This window comes from Dactylosporangium sp. CA-152071 (genome assembly GCF_050936335.1).
Taxonomy (GTDB): domain Bacteria; phylum Actinomycetota; class Actinomycetes; order Mycobacteriales; family Micromonosporaceae; genus Dactylosporangium; species Dactylosporangium maewongense.
The window spans coordinates 77,013-93,021 of the sequence record NZ_JBNJMZ010000001.1 but is presented as its reverse complement, the minus strand read 5'-3'; the positions used below and the strand labels follow the sequence as shown (position 1 = coordinate 93,021).

Below are 16,009 nucleotides of genomic sequence, written 5' to 3'. Positions count from 1 at the left end.
CGAGGACCCCGGACGTCGCCACGCAATTGGGATTCAGCGGACGGCGGCGGCCTGGCGCGTGAAGCCTGCCGCCTCCTGGCGCAGCGACGACCGCATCAACCCGCCGAGCACCGCCATGACGCCGGACAGCGGGCCGTCGGTCTCGATGACGAGTCCCATCCGGGTGCCCGAGCCGGCCGGCTCCAGCAGGTGGCGGCCGGTCAGGCGCAGCCCCTTGCGGCTGGTCTCCCAGGTGAACTCGCGCTCCGGCTCGAGCCGGGTCACGGTCCAGACCGCGCTGCTCTGCGCCGGCTGCTTGATCCGGGCGGTGCTGCCGACCCGCAGCTCGCCGCCGTCGAGCCGCTCCAGCCGCTGCACGGTCGGCAGGAACTTCGGCCAGTCCTCGACCTCGGTGGTCAGGCGCCACATCAGGTCGACCGGCGCGTCAATTCGGGTGAATTCCTCGTAGCGCATGCGGCCACTGTACCATCTGGTACATGTCTGAGTCCCGTGACGATCTGCTCGCCCGCGTCCTCGAGTTCGCGGCCCGCGACGGGCTGGCCGACCGCAGCCTGCGGGAGATCGCGACCGGCGTCGGCACCAGCCACCGGATGCTGCTGTACCACTTCGGCTCCCGGGAGGGACTGCTCGCGGCCGTCGTCGGCGCGATGGAGGCCCAGCAGCGCGCCACGATGGCCGCCCTCGCCGAGACCGCGGCGACCCCGGCCGAGCTGATGACCGGCGTGTGGCAGGCCGTGTCGAGCCCCGAGGTCCGCCCGTTCGTGCGGCTCTTCTTCGAGGTGCTCGCGCTCACCACCCGCGGCGGCGCACCGGGACCTGACGGCCTCACCGCGACCTGGCTCGACGACGCGGAGAAGGCCGGCGAACGCCTCGGCATCGAGACCGACCGGGCGTCGCTACGGTTGGGCGTCGCCGTCACCCGCGGCCTGCTCGTCGACCTCGTCGCCGGCGAGGACCCGGCCGAGGTCGACGCCGCCTACGCCCTCTTCGTCCAGCTCGCCGCCGACCCGAAGCAGTGATCGGGTATCGGGCGTGAGCGACTTCTACGCCTCGGTGATCCCGACGGACGCCACCTGGCAGCCGACCGCCGAAGCCGCGGCCGAAGCGGAGGCGTACGTCCGCCGGATGTTCCCGGATCCCGACGGCGTGCAGCAGGACATCACCGTGGAGTTCTACGACCGGATCACCGCGGTCGACGCCGGCGAGAACCTCGAGCGGATCACCTGCCCCCGGTGCGGCGGCGACATCCCCGTCGACTGGTACGCCGACCTGCTGGAGGAGGCCGAGGCCGAGTTCGACGACCTGACGGTGACCGTGCCGTGCTGCCACGCCCGGACGGCGCTCGACACGCTGGACTTCGACTGGCCGTGCGGCTTCGCAAGGTTCGAGATCGCCGTCGCCAACCCGGCCCGCGTCGACCACGAGGTCAGCCCGGCCGAGCTCGCCGATCTCGCACGGATCCTCGGCCACCCGGTCCGCCAGATCCTCATCCACATCTAAGCCCTGATCCACCGATGAGGTTTCGATGCTCGGCTGGTCTGAGTTCATGATCTTGGGTGTTGGTCGGGCGCGTGGGGGTGACCGGCCGGGTTGCCGGTGCGCTCCGTGTCTCGGTGGGGTCTGTCGTTGTGGGGTGGCCGGCGTCGGCTGCGAGTGACTGTCCTGTGTGGATGGTCAGGTGGGTGGGGCGTGCGCGGTGGTGAACAGTCGTAGCCAGTTGTGTTGCCAGGGCCAGTGTTGCGGTAGGTGGATGGTGACCTCGCGGGCGTGTCGGCTGATCCGGCCGGCGACGTTGATCAGGTGTCGGCGGATGGTGGCGGCGCGGGCTGTGGCGTGGGGTCGTCCGGCCAGGGTGGCGGCGGTGCGGGTGAGGTTGTGGGCGATGGCGATGCAGGTCAGCCAGGCGTTGTTGGCGGTGAACCGGCCGGAGGGTAGATGGGCGAGGGGTCCGTCGATGAGTTCGGCGAAGACCTGTTCGATGATGGCGTGGCCGCGGTGCTGGGCTTCGGCCTGGACGAGCACGTAGGGGCTGTCGGTGAACGCGGCGTGGTACCGCCACACGGTGAACAGCTCACCTTGACCATCCACTGTGGACTTGTTCAGGTCTGGGACGCGACGCGCGATGAGCCGGGCGGTGACTTCGTGGCGGGTGCCTTCGAACGCGGTGTAGGTGGTCTCGGCGATCTGTGCGCGGGAGATGAACCGCTGCTGGTCCTCATCCCAGACCGGTTGCGGGTAGCGGATCTCGGTCCAGGCGTCCTCGTCGATCGCGGTGATCGCCGCGCGGACCTTGGCGTCGATGCGGACCGTGACGGAGAACCGCACCCTGGCCCGGCGGCAGGCGGTGATCACCGTGCGGGAGTAGAACGCCGAGTCCGCACGGACCATGATCTCAGCCGCCACCGTTGCGGCTGTCGTCGCGGCGGTGGCGGGTTGGGCTGCTTGGGCTGCCAGGACCGCTTTGGTGGTGGCGACGGCCTCGGCGATCAGCGATGCCGCTCCGCGGGCTGAGCCGGCGTTGCCGGCGCGCAGCTGGGTCGCGGCGATCACCGGCGCCGCGTCCGGGGTGCTGATCGTGGCCACCAGGGGGTTCAGGCCACGCAGCAGCACCTGGTAGCCGCCGACCTTGGCGTGACCGAACCCGGCGCCCTGCTTCTGCTTGCCGTACACCCTGCGCAGCAGCGAGTCGACGTCGACGAACGTGACCGCGCCGGCGCTGGGCAGCAACCGGGCCTGTCCGGCCATCCGGACCAGGAACTGCCGCGACGCTGCCTGCAACTGCCGGACGTGGCCATGGGTGAACGTCCGCAGGAACGACCCCAGCGTCGAGGGCGCATACACCCCGTCGAACAGCAGCGGCATCCCACCGTGACGCAACACGTCCAGATCGTCGATCGAGTCCGCACCGGTCACCATGCCCGCCACGATCGCAGCGACCTTCCCCGCCGCGTTGGACCCCTTGTCCGTTGGCACACGCAGCCGAGCAGCCACGATGCCGTGCAGGTCACACCGCTGGGCGAGGGTCATCACCGGCTCCACACCAGCGCACGACACCAGATTCGGATCATCAAACGATGCGCGCACCCGCGTCGCGCCGTGCGATATTCTCACCTCGACGGTGCCCTCTCGAACCGGACGATGGAAGCCTCAAGAACCTCTATCTTTCCAGCTCGCGAGGGCATCGTCGCGCCCGGCCCATCACGGTCACATCAATTCGTCGGTGGATCAGGGCTAAGGCGTGTCGATCGCGGTGACGGTTGCCCTGAGTTCGACTAAGCGCACAGTGCGAGAATGTTCTGAAGGTTCTTTACATCGGGTTTGCCTGTGCTGTAAGCGTCCGCAGCGGTGGTGATTGCTGCCTTGAGTTCCGGTTCCTTCGCGTCGTCTGCGACCGACCGCAATGCGTTGCTGAATGCCGTTTCGTAGGCCGCCTGCGCGGCCTCCTGCGCGTCGGGATCGACCGCGCCGTTGTATGCCTTCTCGATCTGTTCGGTGACTGCCTTGAACTCGGGTGCATCCGTTGTGTAGTGCTTGATCGTGCTTCGTGCCTTGGCGCAGGTCTCGTCGGCAGCGTTCGACGACGTGCAGCCACCAGTGAGGACCACCGTCACTACTGCGACGGTGGTGGTGATGATGATCTTCCGCATGTGCATGGGTGAGATCAAACCATCAGGCCTGCCGCAACGACAGGGCGTTTCGGACCTCCCGACCTGCACGACCGTCTCAGTCGATCGAGTCAGCTGAAGGGGCGGACCTTTGCGAGGAGTTCGGTGGGGGAGCCGGTGAAGCCGGCGCCGGCCAGTTCGAGGGCCTGGGTGGCCGCGGCCGGTTCCAAAGCGTCGAAGCCGGCGGCCAGCAGCTCCGCCACGATCGAGCGGAGGCGGGGGACGGTCGTGGGGGCCGGGCCGGCCAGGGCGTCGGTGATGCCCAGCAGCTGCGGCACCCGCCGCGGGCGGGCCGCGACCAGTGCCGCCACGTCGTCGGTGGTCGCGTAGGGGACCTGCACGGGGGCCATGCCGCGCGGGCGGATCAGCACGCCGCGGCCGGGTGGGTCGGCGGTCACGTACGCCTGCGGGATCTTCACCACGGTGTTGAACAGGTGGGCGCGCGGCTGGCGCGGGCCCAGCAGCAGGCCCGCTCCGGAGCGGCCGGCCTCCGCAGCGAAGCTGCCCGGCGGTGGTGCGGCCAGGTCGTCGACGGCGGCCGCGACGACCATCCCGAGGTGCGCGGGGTCCGTTTCGAGGAGGAACTCGCGCAGGACAGCGCCCGCGTCGCCGCGCAGCAGGTGCTCGGCGTCGTCGACGAGGACGACGCACCCGGTGGTGCCGGCGGCGGCGAGGGCCAGTTGCGCCTGGCGGACGGAGGGCTGCCGGACGCCCAGGATGGCGGCGACTCCCGGTACACCGGACAGCGCGTGCAACGGTGAGGTCCGCACCGGCGCGAGGATCACGACCTGCGTGCCGCGTGACAGCAGGTCCAGGGCGATGCCGAGCAGGGCGGTGCTGCGCCCGCTGCGCCGTTCGCCGGTGACGTAGAAGCCGGGACCCTCGGCGGTCAGGTCGACGCCGAGCAGGTGCAGGTCGTCACCGCCGACGCCGGCCGGGACCCAGGACGGGGAGGCGCCGCCGGCGCCGGCCGGGATCCAGGACGGGGAGGAGTCACGGGGCAGGGTCGCGGCCGAGGCGACGCTGATCTGGTCCGGCAGCTCGTCGACCCGCCACGGGCGGACGGTGACCGCGGCGGCGGTGACACCGGGGTCGGCGACGGCGACCTGGACGATGCGGTGCCGGCCGGTGAGCCGGATCGCCTGCCCGGGGCGCTGGTCGCCGGGCACGGCGGTCGCCGGGATGCCGAGCAGCGCGTGGTCGCCGGGTGCGAACGGCAGCGCGAGGAGGTCCCGTGACGACTCGGTCAGCGCCCGGAAGCGGCCCGACGTCAGCAGCGCGCCGCTGCCGGCGACCGCGACGTGCACGCCGACGGCCGGGCCCTTGCGGGCGATGCGGACCAGCGCGTCGTACAGGGTGCCGTGGTCGACCTCGCCGAACGTCTGCAGCCACGTGTCCCAGTCGTCGACCAGCAGCAGCGTGCGGGGGCCGCCGCCGCGCTCCCGCTCGCGGATCAGCGCCTCGAGGCGGGCCAGCAGCCGCGCGCCGCGGTCCAGCTGGTCGGCGTCCACGACCGCGCCGCAGTGCGGCAGGGCCGCGAGGTCGCCCAGGGTGCCGCCGCAGTCCATCACATAGATGTGGATTTCGCCGGTACGAAGGGCCGCTGCCGCCACGGTCCGCAGGGAGGTGCTCCGGCCGGACCGGGGGCGGCCCGCGACGAGCAGGTTGGTGCCCTCGTGCAGGTCCCAGACGGCGGCGGGCTGGGCGCGCAGCTCCGGCTGGTCCTCCCGCCCGAACACCAGGCCGGACGGTGCGGACAGGGGCACCGAGGACAGCGGCAGCGCCGCCGGCAGCTCGTCCAGCCATGGCCGCTCCGGTCCGCTCACCCCGGCGGCGGCCGCCGCCGCGCGGACCGCGTCGACGAGCACGTCCACGTCGCGGGCGGCGCTGCGTGCGGCGTCGGCCGGCGGGTATCCCAGGCGCGGCCACGGCGAGCGGATCAGCCGGACCCGTTCGTCGGGCGCGCGGCGGGTGCCGCCGCCGAGGAACGCGGACTGGAACAGCACCAGGTCGGTGTCCTCGCCGCGGCGCAGGTACGCCTGGCCCTTCCCGGTCAGGGTGCTGGCGTCGGGCCGGCCGATGACGTCGAGGGAGTGCTCGGCCGGCAGGTGCAGCGCGACCTGCAGGTTGATGTTGGGCCGGATCTCCGCCGGCACCACCCCGCGCGGCGTCTGCGTGCCGATGACCAGGTGCAGGCCGAGGGACCGGCCGACGGTCGCGACGTGCACCAGCCGGGTCAGGATCTCCGCCGGCAGCTGCTCCTTGAGCATCGCGAACTCGTCGATGACGACCAGCAGCCGCGGCAGCCGCGGCGGGCAGCCGGGCGGCAGGGTGCCGGCGTCGGCGCGCTGCTGGTACAGCTCCAGCTTCTCCACCCCGGCCGCCGCGAGGTACCGCTGCCGCCGGTCGAGCTCACCGGCGAGCGAGTCCAGCGCCCGCATCACCTGCCGGCCGTCGAGGTTGCTGATGCTGCCGACGGTGTGCGGCAGGTCGGCGAACGCCGCGAACGCCGCGCCGCCCTTGAAGTCGACGAGGACGAACCCGAGCTCGTCGGGGCGGTTGGCGAGGGCGAGCGCGCCGATGAGGCTCTGCAGGAACGCGGACTTGCCCCAGCCGGTCGCGCCGGCGACGAGCAGGTGTGGCCCGTGTGCGGCGATGTCGACGTTGAGCGGCCCGTCGCCGGTGCGGCCGATCGCGACCCGGGTCTGCCGTGGCCGGCGCCGCCACCGGGCGTCGAGGTCGGCCGTGTCGGCGAGGTCGAGCAGCGCCACCTCGGCCGGCATGCCGCCGCCGGCGTGCTGGGTCTCCGGGTCGCGCAGCGGCGCGAGCGCCCGCCCGGCCCGCTCCGCGGCGACGGCGCTGACCTGGTCGGCGACGACCCCGTCGAGGTCCGGCTGGTGCATGCGGCGCAGCCGGACCCGTGCGGCGTCGGTGAAGTCGACGGTGATCGGGCAGCGGTACGGCAGCTGCCCCACCGCGACGATGAACACGCCGGCGTCCGGGCCGTGGGCGAGGACGTCGGCGAGCCCCGGCACGTCGAACTCGGGCAGGTTGTCGACGACGACGAGCCAGTTGTGCCCGAACCGGCGCGGCTGCGCGTCGGGGCGGCGCCGGGCGGCGACGACCGCCGCCAGGGTCTCCACCTGATGGGTGAGCGTCGCGGTGTCCACGCCGACGCGGGCGAGCGGACCGGTGTCGGGGCGGGCGTGCGGCAGCCACCGCACCCAGTCCCAGGCGGCGGCGCCCGTGTCGTCGGCTGCGTCGCCGGCCCTGGTCAGCACGGCGACGCTGAGGTCGGCGGGGCCGCTCTGCACGACCGCCTGCAGCATCAGCCACCGGGCCAGGGCGCGGGCCTGCGCGCGCGGGCCGGCGATCCCGACGGTGCCGGCCGTGCCGAGGTCGGCGAGGACCGGCACCTGCGGCTGCACCGGCTGCTGCACCGGTGGCGCGTCCGGGGAGGCGGACGGGTCGCGGACCGTGATCTGGCTCGGCTGGTCGGCCACGCCGATGCGCAGCCGCAGGAAGTCGTCGTGGGTCGGCCGGCGCTGCCACAGCCGCGCGTCGTGGTGCTGGGCGAGCAGGACGGTGCCGGCGACGTCCGGCGACTGCTCCAGCAGTCGCTGCCGCTCCTCGGCGAGCAGCGCGGTCAGCTCGGCCTGCCGGTCGTCGCTGGCGGTGCGGAACCGCTGCTGCTCCCGCCGGCTGTCGCTGCGCCCGCGCCACCACGTCCAGGCGCCGGTGGCCAGCAGCGTCACGGTGCTCACGCCGGAGAACAGCAGGAACATCGCGTTGTGCCACACGAGGAACGCGACCACGCCGAGGACGAGCCCGCCCGCGGCGCCGATGCCGACGGCGGCGGTCCCGCCGCGGCGCTCGTCGGGGCGGCGCGGCAGGTCGACGGTGAGCACCGGTGCGGCCGGCACGAACCGGTGCGGCCGGGTCACCCGCAGCGTGCCGTCCGGCAGGGGCCGCGCCGCGCCCGGCGCGTCGGCCGCCGGGGCGTCGGCCGGAAGGAGGTCAAGGACGAGCTCGTCGCGGCCGATCCGCAGCACCGTGCCCGGGACGAGCCGGGCGGGGGCGGTGAGCCGGGCCCCGTCGAGGGTGGTGCCGTTGGACGAGCCGGTGTCGGACACCTCGACCCCGCCGGGCCCGACCCGCAGCGCGGCGTGTCGGCGGCTGATCCCGGTGCCGGTCAGCTGCACGTCGTTGTCGGCGGTCCGCCCGATCGTGACGGTGCCCGTGCCGGGCAGCGCGAACACCACCCCGGCGTCGGGCCCGGCGACCACCCGCAGCCGCCGGCCGCCGGCCTGCCCGGTCGCCGGCGCGGCCGCGCCCGGACCGGTGCCGAGGGTCACGTGCAGGACGGCGCCGGCTCGTACACCCGCATCCACCAGCGACGCGTCGGCGTCGAGGGGGCCGGCGGCCGTCGCCACCCCGACCTCGCCGGGCGTCGCGAAGTGCGCCGCCAGGGCCCGGGCCAGGTCCTCGACCCGCGCGTCCGGCTGCACCTCCGCGTGCAGCTCGTGCGCCGAACCGGACAACATCACCGTGACCGGGAACCGCACGCGTTTGCCCCCTCCAGAACCGTTGCGCTGAGGAAACTCGACGATCTCCACCGCGCGCAACGGTCCTCCGGTCAGTCCGGGCCGCCGTTCGTTGCGCCGCGGCCGTGTTCAACCGAGGTGCGGCCGCCAGTCGAACATGTCCGCGGGCGGTCGCCGGTCTCGCCGCCGACCTGAACCGTTGACTGCGTTGCCGAACAGGCCGAGACTGCCGGAGCCGGCAGGACAGGGGCGACGGCGACGGGGGCGGCGATGAGCGGCGACGAACGGATCGAACGGGCCAGGGACGGCTACGCGCGGGCGGTGTACGGCGGCGACCCGGGCGGGCTGGACGGCGCCGAACGAGGACTGGACGCGGTCGAGGCCGACACGGCGCTGGCGCGCGGCCTGATCCTGCACGCGCGATTTCAGAACGCCGCCGCCGACACCGGTGCGTCGCCGACCGAGGACCCCGCCGAGCTGCGGCTGTTCGAGCGGGCGCTCGAGCTGTACCGGACGCTGGGGGACACCCGCGGCGAGGCCGAGGCGCTGTTCTGGGTCGGTTGCGTGCACCAGTTCATCCGGCATGACGACGAGGTCGCGGTGCCGCTCCTGGAGCGGTCCCGCCTGCTGGCGGAGCGGACCGGCGACAAGCCGACCTGGTCGGAGGCGCTGCGGCACCTGGGCATCGCGGCGCACCGGGCCGGCCGGCTGGACGAGGCACGCGAGCGGCTGGAGGAGTCCTCCCGCCTGCGCCGCGAGATCGGGGCCCTGCCGGGCGTGGCCTCCAACATGATCGGGCTGGCCTACATCGCCGCCGCCCAGGACCGACGCGAGGACGCGCTCGCCACTCTCGACGAGGCGCACGCCCTCGCTGACGCCAACGGCGCCCACGCCATCGTCCGCCACATCGAGCAGGCCCGAGCGCAGCTCTGACGGGCGGATCCGCGTAGCCTGACGGCCCGCATCGCTACCCGTGACCATCCGCAGGCGCTCACGCGGGTCCCGACCTGCGCCAGGACGGGACCCGCACCGGGACCGCCGCGCGGCGGTCAGCAGCGTGGCACGCCTGGGATGAAGCCGTCGTAGCCGGTGAGGACGTAGGCGTCGGCGATGAACCGGCCGGAGCCGATCCGGTCCCAGATGTTGCTGGTGCCGTACGTGCCGTCGACCGTCGTGCCCGTCGTCTGGCAGCCGATCGTCACGGCGGCGCCGTCGGCGACCGTGTCGACGGGGGCGTAGTTCGTGCCGGGGCCGGACCGCACGGTCAGCGGCGTGCCGGAGGTGTTCACCGTGCCGTTCGCGGAGCCGGACGGGCACCCGTTGTCGCTGGTGTAGTTCTTCGTGCCCCAGTACAGCGCCTGCGTGCCGTTGAACTTGATCTTCACGGCGGTGCCGCCGGAGCGCTGCTCGTAGTGCAGGTGGGGTCCGGTCGAGCCGCCGGTCGTGCCGACGTAGCCGATGACCTGGCCGTAGCGGACGGTCTGGCCGACGGACACGTTGAAGCGGCTCAGGTGGGCGTAGTAGGTGGTGTACCCGCCACCGTGGTCGATCCGCACGTACTTGCCGTAGCTGGTGTTGCCGAGGTCGGTCACCCGGTCGACGGTGCCGGACGCGCTGGCCACGACGGGGTCGCCGTCGTCGTTGGCGCGGTTGAAGTCGATGGCGTTGGCGGGGCTGTGGTCGGAGCGGGTCTGACCCGACCACACCTGGCCGCACGGGAACGGGACCTTGAACGTGGGCGCCGCGAGCGCGGCGGTCACCGGGACGACCGCGGCGGCGGCACCCACCATGACGGTGAAGGCGCGGATCATTGCGCGCCGGGACGGACGCAGATTCACCATGCGCCACACGATATCGTCAGATATCTATGAATACACCTAAAGGTTTCGGCAAGACATGAGCCACAACCATCGGTTGTACGTGTTTACGGTGTACCGGTGGACACGGAGGGGCTGCGGTCGTTCGTCCGGGCGGCCGAGCTCGGGCAGCTGCGCCATGCGGCGCTCGAGCTGGGGGTGACGCAGCAGGCGGTCTCGAAGCGGATCGCCGCGCTGGAGCGGGAGCTGGGCGTGCGGCTGTTCAACCGCACCGCCCGCGGCGTGGAGCTGACGCCCGACGGGCAGGCGTTCCTGCCGCACGCCCGGGGGATCGTCACGGCGGTCGAGCGGGCCGTCACCGCCGTCAGACCCGGCTTCCGGGCGCTGCGGATCGACGTCCTCGGGCTGCGCAGCGCGCAGGCGGTGGCGCTGCACGAGTACTGGCGGTCGCACCCCGGCACGAACCTCGACGTGGTGACGCTGCGGGTCGACGACCCGCGGACGGCGGCCGCCGCCGTCGCGGCCGGTGACGTGGACGCCTCGTTCCGGACCGTCACCGAGCCCGGCGCGCTGCCGCACGAGCTACGGATGATCCACGCGTTCGACTCGCCGCTGGAGCTGCTCACCGGGCCGCGGCACCCGCTCGCCGCCGCACGGGAGCTGACGCCGGAACAGCTGCGCGGGCACCGGATCTGGGTGCCGGGCATCGCGCCGCGCAGCGAGTGGGCCGACTTCTACGACCAGCTGACCACCGCCTTCGACCTGCGCCTGGACGCGGCGGGACCGCACTTCGGCGACGAGGTCCTCCTGGACGTCCTCGCCGGGTCCGCGGACGTCGCCACACTCGTCGGCTCGCGCGACCGGTACATCTGGCCGACCGGCCACGACCTGCGCCGCATCCCCATCGTGGACCCCGCGATCGTCTACCCGATCTCGCTCATCCTGCCGCGGACCAACCCGCACCCGGGGCTCCGCGGGATCGTCTCGCACCTCGACACCCTGCCGAAGCCCGCCGCGCCGCTCTGGCGACCGTCATGGACCGTGGAAGGACCACCACATGCCCGATGACCTGCTCATGCGCATCCGCAGCGCGGAGTTCCAGGCGATGTCCGAGCGGGTGCTGCGGGTCACCGAGCTCACCTCCCGCCTGAACGTCCTGCCGTTCGACGACGAGCGGGGCAAGGCGGAGCTCCTCGAACAGATCCTCGGCCGGCCGCTGCCCACGAAGGTGACGATCTACCCGCCGTTCTACACCGACCACGGCCTGCGCCTGGAGCTCGCGGAGCGGGTGTTCATCAACCAGAACTGCACGTTCCTCGACTACGCCGGCATCCGGCTCGGCGAGCGCGTGATGATCGGCCCGAAGGCCACGTTCATCACCGTCGGCCACCCCGTCGACCCCGCGCCGCGCCGGGAGTGGCTCACCGGCGCGCCGATCGACGTGGCCGAGAACGTCTGGATCGGCGCCGGCGCCACGATCCTGCCCGGCGTCACCATCGGCCGCGACGCCGTCATCGCCGCGGGCGCCGTCGTGGCCGACGACGTCCCGGCGGCGACGCTGGTGACCGGCCCCAAGGCCACCGTGCGCCGGAAGTGGCAGGGCTGAGGCGTGTTCCGCCGCGCTACGCCCCCGGCTCTCGCGCGGCGACGGCGGTGGGCGCCGATGCCGCCGGGCCGGGTTCCATGGACGACCGGACCGTACGCAGGTTCGTGCGGACCACGACGCTGAGCATGAACACGCCGCACACGGCCTGCTCGACACGCAGCCAGGTCGGGAATGCGTTCGGCCAGGCGACGACGCCGACGATGGCCGCCAGCACCACCATCGAGATGATGCGCAGCCGGCGGAACGAGCCCCGATCGCCGGCGGCCGCGCGGCGGGCCAGGAAGAGCAGCACCGCCGCGCTCGCCGCGACCAGCGGCGTGCGGATCCAGACGGCCGAGGTGACGAGCGCCGGGTTGTGACGCATCACCACCGCGGCGACGACGGTGGACACGCTGATCGCCAGGAAGGCTGCCAGCAGCTTGACGACGGTGTGCAGGTGGTCGTGCTGACGCCGCTGATGCTGGCATGGTTCGTGTGGGCCGCGGCCACCGCCGAGCCCGGATTCGGGCTGACCGGGAAGCGGCTGATCGTGGTGCTGGCCACCGCCGTGTTCGTGACCGGGGTGTTCGGCCGCAACGCGACCACCGAGCTGCCGGTCCGGCCGGCGCATGTGGTCTTCGTCGGGGCGATGCTCGTCAGCTCGGTGGCGCTGGTGGCGGTGCAGCCGGGCGGTCCGGGCTCGGTGGCGGTGCTGGTGGCGGTGCTGTGCGCGGCGACCGCGCTGATGCCCGTCCGGGTGGCCGTCCCGGCGTTGATCGTGGCGTTCGTGGTGCTGGAGATGGTGGCCTCGATCACTGGGCAGGACTTCGGCTTCCTGGCCGTGCTCGCCGGGTTCGCCGTGCTGTTCGGCCTGCTGTACCTGGCGTTCCGGTTGGCCGAGTCGCAGCGTGAGACCAAGCGGCTGCTCGCCCAGCTGGAAGAGGGCCAGGCGGCGCTGGCCGAGGCGGCCGGGCTGGCCGAGCGGCAGTGGCTGGCCCGGGAGATGCACGACGTGCTCGCCCATTCGCTGTCCGGGCTGCTGCTGCACCTGGAGGGGGCGCGGATGCTGATCACCGAGGATCCGACCGACCCGCGCGTGCCCGTCGCCGTCGACCGCGCCCACCACCTCGCCCGCACCGGCCTGGAGGAAGCGCGCCGGGCCATCGGCACGCTGCGCGACGACGACCTGCCCGGACCCGACCGGCTCGCCGCATTGGCCGAGCAGTTCACCCGCGACCAGGCCGTGCCGTGCGACTTCGCGGTGTCCGGCGAGCCGCACCCGCTGAAACCGGAGGCCCGGCTGGCCCTCTACCGGGTGGCGCAGGAGGCGCTGACCAACGTGACCAGGCACGCGTCGCCGACGAGGGTCTCGCTGCGGCTCGCCTACGAGTCGACGGACACCCGCCTGACCGTGGAGGACTTCGCCGACCGCCCGCCCGTGATCCCGGCCGAGACCGACGGCTACGGGCTGACCGGGATGCGCGAACGGGCCGAACTGCTCGGCGGCACCCTCAGCGCGGGCGCCACCGGCCACGGGTTCCGGGTCGAGCTGGTGGTGCCGGCATGATCCGGGTGCTGATCGCCGACGACCAGCGGGTGGTCCGCGAAGGGCTGAGCATGGTGCTCGGGTTGATGAAGGGCTTCGAGGTGGTCGGCACGGCCGCCGACGGCGACGAGGCGGTCACGCTCGCCCAATCCCTGCGACCCGATGTCGTGCTCATGGACCTGCGGATGCCCCGCTGCGACGGGATCGAGGCCACCCGCCGCCTGCGCACCGAGGCGCCCGAGGTCAAGGTGGTCGTGCTGACCACGTACTCGGACGACCGGTCGGTGCTGGACGCCTTCCGGGCCGGCGCCCGCGGCTACCTGACCAAGGACGCCAGCGGTGCACAGATCCAGGAGGCGCTGCAACAGGTCCTGGACAACCACGCCGCCATCGACCCGGCCGTACAACGGCACCTCATCGACGCGATCGCCACCGCGCCGCCGCCACGGCCGGCATTCCCGGACGGCCTCACGCCCCGCGAGGCCGAGGTGCTGTCCCTGATGGCCGGCGGCCTGTCCAACGCCGAGATCGCCGCCCACCTGGTCGTCAGCGAAGGCACCGTGAAGAGCCACGTCAACCACCTGTTCACGAAGATCGGCGCCCGCGACCGCGCCCAGGCCGTCACGTACGCCTTCCGTCACGGCTTGAACGCGTCATGAACCGGGCCGTTAGCCGGGCCGTTAGCCGGGCCGTTAGCCGGGCATAGCGTCGAGTTGGTCGAGGCGTCCGGTCTCCAGGTGTGCGACGTCGCCGCCGGAGTCCAGAGCGGCGTCGAGCAGCATGGCGAAGGAAGTGCCGAGCACCGGGACGTCGGCAGGGTCGTCGGCCAGGCGGAACCGGTGCGTGGACCGTCCGGGCTCGCCGACCTGCACCACCCGGCACAGCACCCAGTACGTGATCATCGTGGACATGTCGGTCGCCGCGGCGATGGTCCGGCCGTCGGCCAGCTCGATGAGCGTCTCGGTCCACAGGCCCAGGATGCCGGTGTCGAAGTAGCGGCGCTCGTCCGCCGGCACCAGCCGCCAGCGGCCGCCGAACAGGGTCGCGGAGCCGACCCGGTGGTAGAGCGCGACGACCTCGACGGGTGCCTCACCGGGCGGGTCCTGCGCCGGCGTGGTGTCGTGCTCACGCACGAGCCGGTCGATCACGTCGTCGATCTCGATGACCGTCGGCGCCACGTGCCACGCGGCGACCGGCCGCAGCGCGCCGTCGGGATCCTGGGCGACGCCGACGAGGCCGGCGTGCAGGGCCACCACCCGGTTGTCGCCGGAGACCCGATCGTTGACGTTGACGACCACCCGCGACAGCGTGGCGGGGATCGAGGAGCTCTGGACGCCTGGACCGGCGTACAGGCGGCCGGGTTCGACGGTCACGTCACGTGGCTCGCCGATCGGGAGCTCCAGCAGCGGGTTCGGCACGTCGACCGCGATGTCCTTGAGGTATGGATAGAAGCGGGCCGCCCAGCCGGTGATCACGTCGCCGCCGTACGCGTCGATCGGGTTGTAGATGCGCCGCCAGAACTCGGGGTCAGGGTCACCGGCCGAGGCCCGGACGAATTCGTCGGCGATCGGCGCGAGCGACCGGCACCACGTCTCCAGGCCGAAGCCGGCGATCGCGTCGACCCGCGCGCGGATGCGTCGCCAGTCCTCGACCGTGCCGGTCAGCGTCACGGAGGGGATGCCGCAGAGGCATCGCAGCCACAGCGAGAAGTACGGCGAACAGACGTCGAGCAGCACCACCTGCCCCGCCGTCCGCTCGACGTCCGTGCTCGTGGAGAAGTCACACTCGAACAGGTCGGCGTCGACGACCTCGGCGGCGAGCAGCTTGGCGAACGACCCGGTCAGGTGCGCCCATGAGGCGGTGTCGTGCGGCATCGGCCCGTCGACGGTCACGGTGAGCCGCTTCCTGCCGGTGTGCTGGACCAACCGCGGGCGCAGCTGCTCGGCGTGCAGCCGGACATGCTTCGATGCCTGGGTCGGGGCTTATGGGCTCAGTCGTCCTCGATGTATCCGGTGGCGGGGTCGACCTGGGCCAGGAAGCCGCGGATGTGCTCCATGTGCTCGTCGAGTGACAGGTTCGGGGTCGGACTCACGCCGAATCCGTAGCCGGGGTTCGGCCCGCTCAGCCACGCGTAGTCGGTGCCGCCGAACTCGTTCGGGGTGAGGGCGAAAAGCTCTCCGTCAACTTCAAGCGTGAGTGAAGTCGCACCTTCGGTCACGGGGCACACGCCGGGCACGGCATCCGGATCGCCATCACCGTTGTCTGGGTAGATCGCCTTCACTCGACCATCTTCCCGCGCCTGCATGCCGGCGTTCCTGCTTTAAACCGGCCGGAAGCGGGAAGACTGCGGATCTCCGGCGTCGAAGGGAGACGGCAGTGGCCAAGCGACGCAAGCTCGTCCGCACCTCACCCGATCGCGTCTTCGCGGTCCTGGCCGACGGCTGGATGTACGCCAGCTGGGTGGTCGGCGCGTCCCACATCCGGGACGTCGACGAGGGCTGGCCCGCGGTCGGGACCCGCCTGCACCACCAGGTCGGGCCGTGGCCGCTGCACATCACGGACGTGACCTCGGTGCGGGCGGTGGTCCCGGGCCGGATGCTCGAGCTGCACGCCCGGGCGTGGCCGATCGGCGCGGCGACGGTGCGGCTGGACCTCGAACCGGTCGAGGGAGGCACCCGGGTGACCATGGTGTACGAGCTGACCGAGGGCATCGGCCGGTACCTGCCGCGCCGGGTCCAGACGGCGCTGCTCGGCCCACGCAGCGCCGAGATGCTCTCCCGGCTGGCCGACATCGCCCTCCGGCGGCGAATCCCGGCCGTTTACTGACCTGGCGGCAGCGTCAGCTCTAGGGA

15 protein-coding genes and 1 pseudogene are annotated in these 16,009 nt (G+C 72.7%); 8 read left to right on the top strand and 8 right to left on the bottom strand.

Translation table 11 applies throughout. From position 1 onward, the window contains the following. Positions 1 to 33: 33 nt before the first annotated feature. Positions 34 to 453: an SRPBCC family protein gene (locus ACQEVZ_RS00265; RefSeq protein WP_344514451.1), complete on the bottom strand. Its 420-nt coding sequence runs from the start codon at positions 451 to 453 to the stop codon at positions 34 to 36. Between the two features lie 23 nt (positions 454 to 476). On the opposite strand from ACQEVZ_RS00265, the gene ACQEVZ_RS00260 reads away from it, so the two are divergent. Next, positions 477 to 1,019 (top strand): TetR family transcriptional regulator, encoded by a 543-nt coding sequence (locus tag ACQEVZ_RS00260; RefSeq protein ID WP_433359556.1) that lies wholly within the window; start codon positions 477 to 479, stop codon positions 1,017 to 1,019. A gap of 13 nt (positions 1,020 to 1,032) precedes the next feature. Then, positions 1,033 to 1,500 (top strand): hypothetical protein, encoded by a 468-nt coding sequence (locus ACQEVZ_RS00255; protein WP_433359553.1) that lies wholly within the window; start codon positions 1,033 to 1,035, stop codon positions 1,498 to 1,500. Positions 1,501 to 1,674: 174 nt separating this feature from the next. Here the strand turns inward: ACQEVZ_RS00255 and ACQEVZ_RS00250 are convergent, their stop codons facing one another. The 3 genes from ACQEVZ_RS00250 to ACQEVZ_RS00240 form a co-directional block, all read right to left on the bottom strand. Next, positions 1,675 to 3,111: an IS1380 family transposase gene (locus tag ACQEVZ_RS00250; RefSeq protein ID WP_433359550.1), complete on the bottom strand. Its 1,437-nt coding sequence runs from the start codon at positions 3,109 to 3,111 to the stop codon at positions 1,675 to 1,677. 161 nt (positions 3,112 to 3,272) lie between these two features. Next, positions 3,273 to 3,653: a hypothetical protein gene (locus ACQEVZ_RS00245; RefSeq protein ID WP_433359547.1), complete on the bottom strand. Its 381-nt coding sequence runs from the start codon at positions 3,651 to 3,653 to the stop codon at positions 3,273 to 3,275. Between the two features lie 83 nt (positions 3,654 to 3,736). Continuing rightward, positions 3,737 to 8,230 (bottom strand): FtsK/SpoIIIE domain-containing protein, encoded by a 4,494-nt coding sequence (locus ACQEVZ_RS00240; protein ID WP_433359544.1) that lies wholly within the window; start codon positions 8,228 to 8,230, stop codon positions 3,737 to 3,739. 249 nt (positions 8,231 to 8,479) lie between these two features. Here ACQEVZ_RS00240 and ACQEVZ_RS00235 point away from each other — a divergent pair, with 249 nt between their 5' ends. After that, entirely contained in the window at positions 8,480 to 9,142 is a 663-nt protein-coding gene (locus ACQEVZ_RS00235; RefSeq protein WP_433359541.1) for a tetratricopeptide repeat protein, read from the top strand. 116 nt (positions 9,143 to 9,258) lie between these two features. Here the strand turns inward: ACQEVZ_RS00235 and ACQEVZ_RS00230 are convergent, their stop codons facing one another. Next, the gene (locus ACQEVZ_RS00230; RefSeq protein WP_363405998.1) at positions 9,259 to 10,050 is read right to left on the bottom strand and encodes a peptidoglycan DD-metalloendopeptidase family protein; all 792 of its coding nucleotides are present in this window, start codon (positions 10,048 to 10,050) and stop codon (positions 9,259 to 9,261) included. 96 nt (positions 10,051 to 10,146) lie between these two features. Between ACQEVZ_RS00230 and ACQEVZ_RS00225 the strand changes: the two genes are divergently transcribed. Both ACQEVZ_RS00225 and ACQEVZ_RS00220 read left to right on the top strand, forming a co-directional pair. Next, positions 10,147 to 11,094: a LysR family transcriptional regulator gene (locus tag ACQEVZ_RS00225; protein WP_433359537.1), complete on the top strand. Its 948-nt coding sequence runs from the start codon at positions 10,147 to 10,149 to the stop codon at positions 11,092 to 11,094. Further along, positions 11,084 to 11,632, top strand: coding sequence for a DapH/DapD/GlmU-related protein (locus ACQEVZ_RS00220; RefSeq protein WP_433359534.1), 549 nt, complete (start codon positions 11,084 to 11,086; stop codon positions 11,630 to 11,632). The genes ACQEVZ_RS00225 and ACQEVZ_RS00220 overlap by 11 nt, the downstream gene beginning before the upstream one ends. 16 nt (positions 11,633 to 11,648) lie before the next feature. Here ACQEVZ_RS00220 and ACQEVZ_RS00215 read toward each other — a convergent pair whose 3' ends face one another. Continuing rightward, positions 11,649 to 12,023, bottom strand: a complete 375-nt coding sequence (locus ACQEVZ_RS00215) for a hypothetical protein (RefSeq protein WP_433359531.1) — start codon at positions 12,021 to 12,023, stop codon at positions 11,649 to 11,651. A gap of 45 nt (positions 12,024 to 12,068) precedes the next feature. Between ACQEVZ_RS00215 and ACQEVZ_RS00210 the strand changes: the two genes are divergently transcribed. After that, positions 12,069 to 13,178, top strand: coding sequence for a sensor histidine kinase (locus ACQEVZ_RS00210; RefSeq protein WP_433359528.1), 1,110 nt, complete (start codon positions 12,069 to 12,071; stop codon positions 13,176 to 13,178). Further along, the gene (locus tag ACQEVZ_RS00205) at positions 13,175 to 13,816 is read left to right on the top strand and encodes a response regulator (protein WP_433359525.1); all 642 of its coding nucleotides are present in this window, start codon (positions 13,175 to 13,177) and stop codon (positions 13,814 to 13,816) included. Before ACQEVZ_RS00210 ends, ACQEVZ_RS00205 begins: the two co-directional genes overlap by 4 nt. A 33-nt stretch (positions 13,817 to 13,849) precedes the next feature. Here the strand turns inward: ACQEVZ_RS00205 and ACQEVZ_RS00200 are convergent. Together ACQEVZ_RS00200 and ACQEVZ_RS00195 are read right to left on the bottom strand one after the other, a co-directional pair. Continuing rightward, positions 13,850 to 15,121, bottom strand: a pseudogene (locus tag ACQEVZ_RS00200) (DUF4419 domain-containing protein); the annotation flags it as partial. Between the two features lie 26 nt (positions 15,122 to 15,147). Continuing rightward, a complete protein-coding gene (locus ACQEVZ_RS00195) occupies positions 15,148 to 15,438 on the bottom strand; it encodes a hypothetical protein (RefSeq protein ID WP_433359522.1) in 291 nt (96 codons plus the stop codon). 95 nt (positions 15,439 to 15,533) lie between these two features. Between ACQEVZ_RS00195 and ACQEVZ_RS00190 the strand changes: the two genes are divergently transcribed. Next, entirely contained in the window at positions 15,534 to 15,983 is a 450-nt protein-coding gene (locus ACQEVZ_RS00190) for an SRPBCC family protein (protein ID WP_433359519.1), read from the top strand. The last annotated feature ends 26 nt before the right edge of the window (positions 15,984 to 16,009 follow it).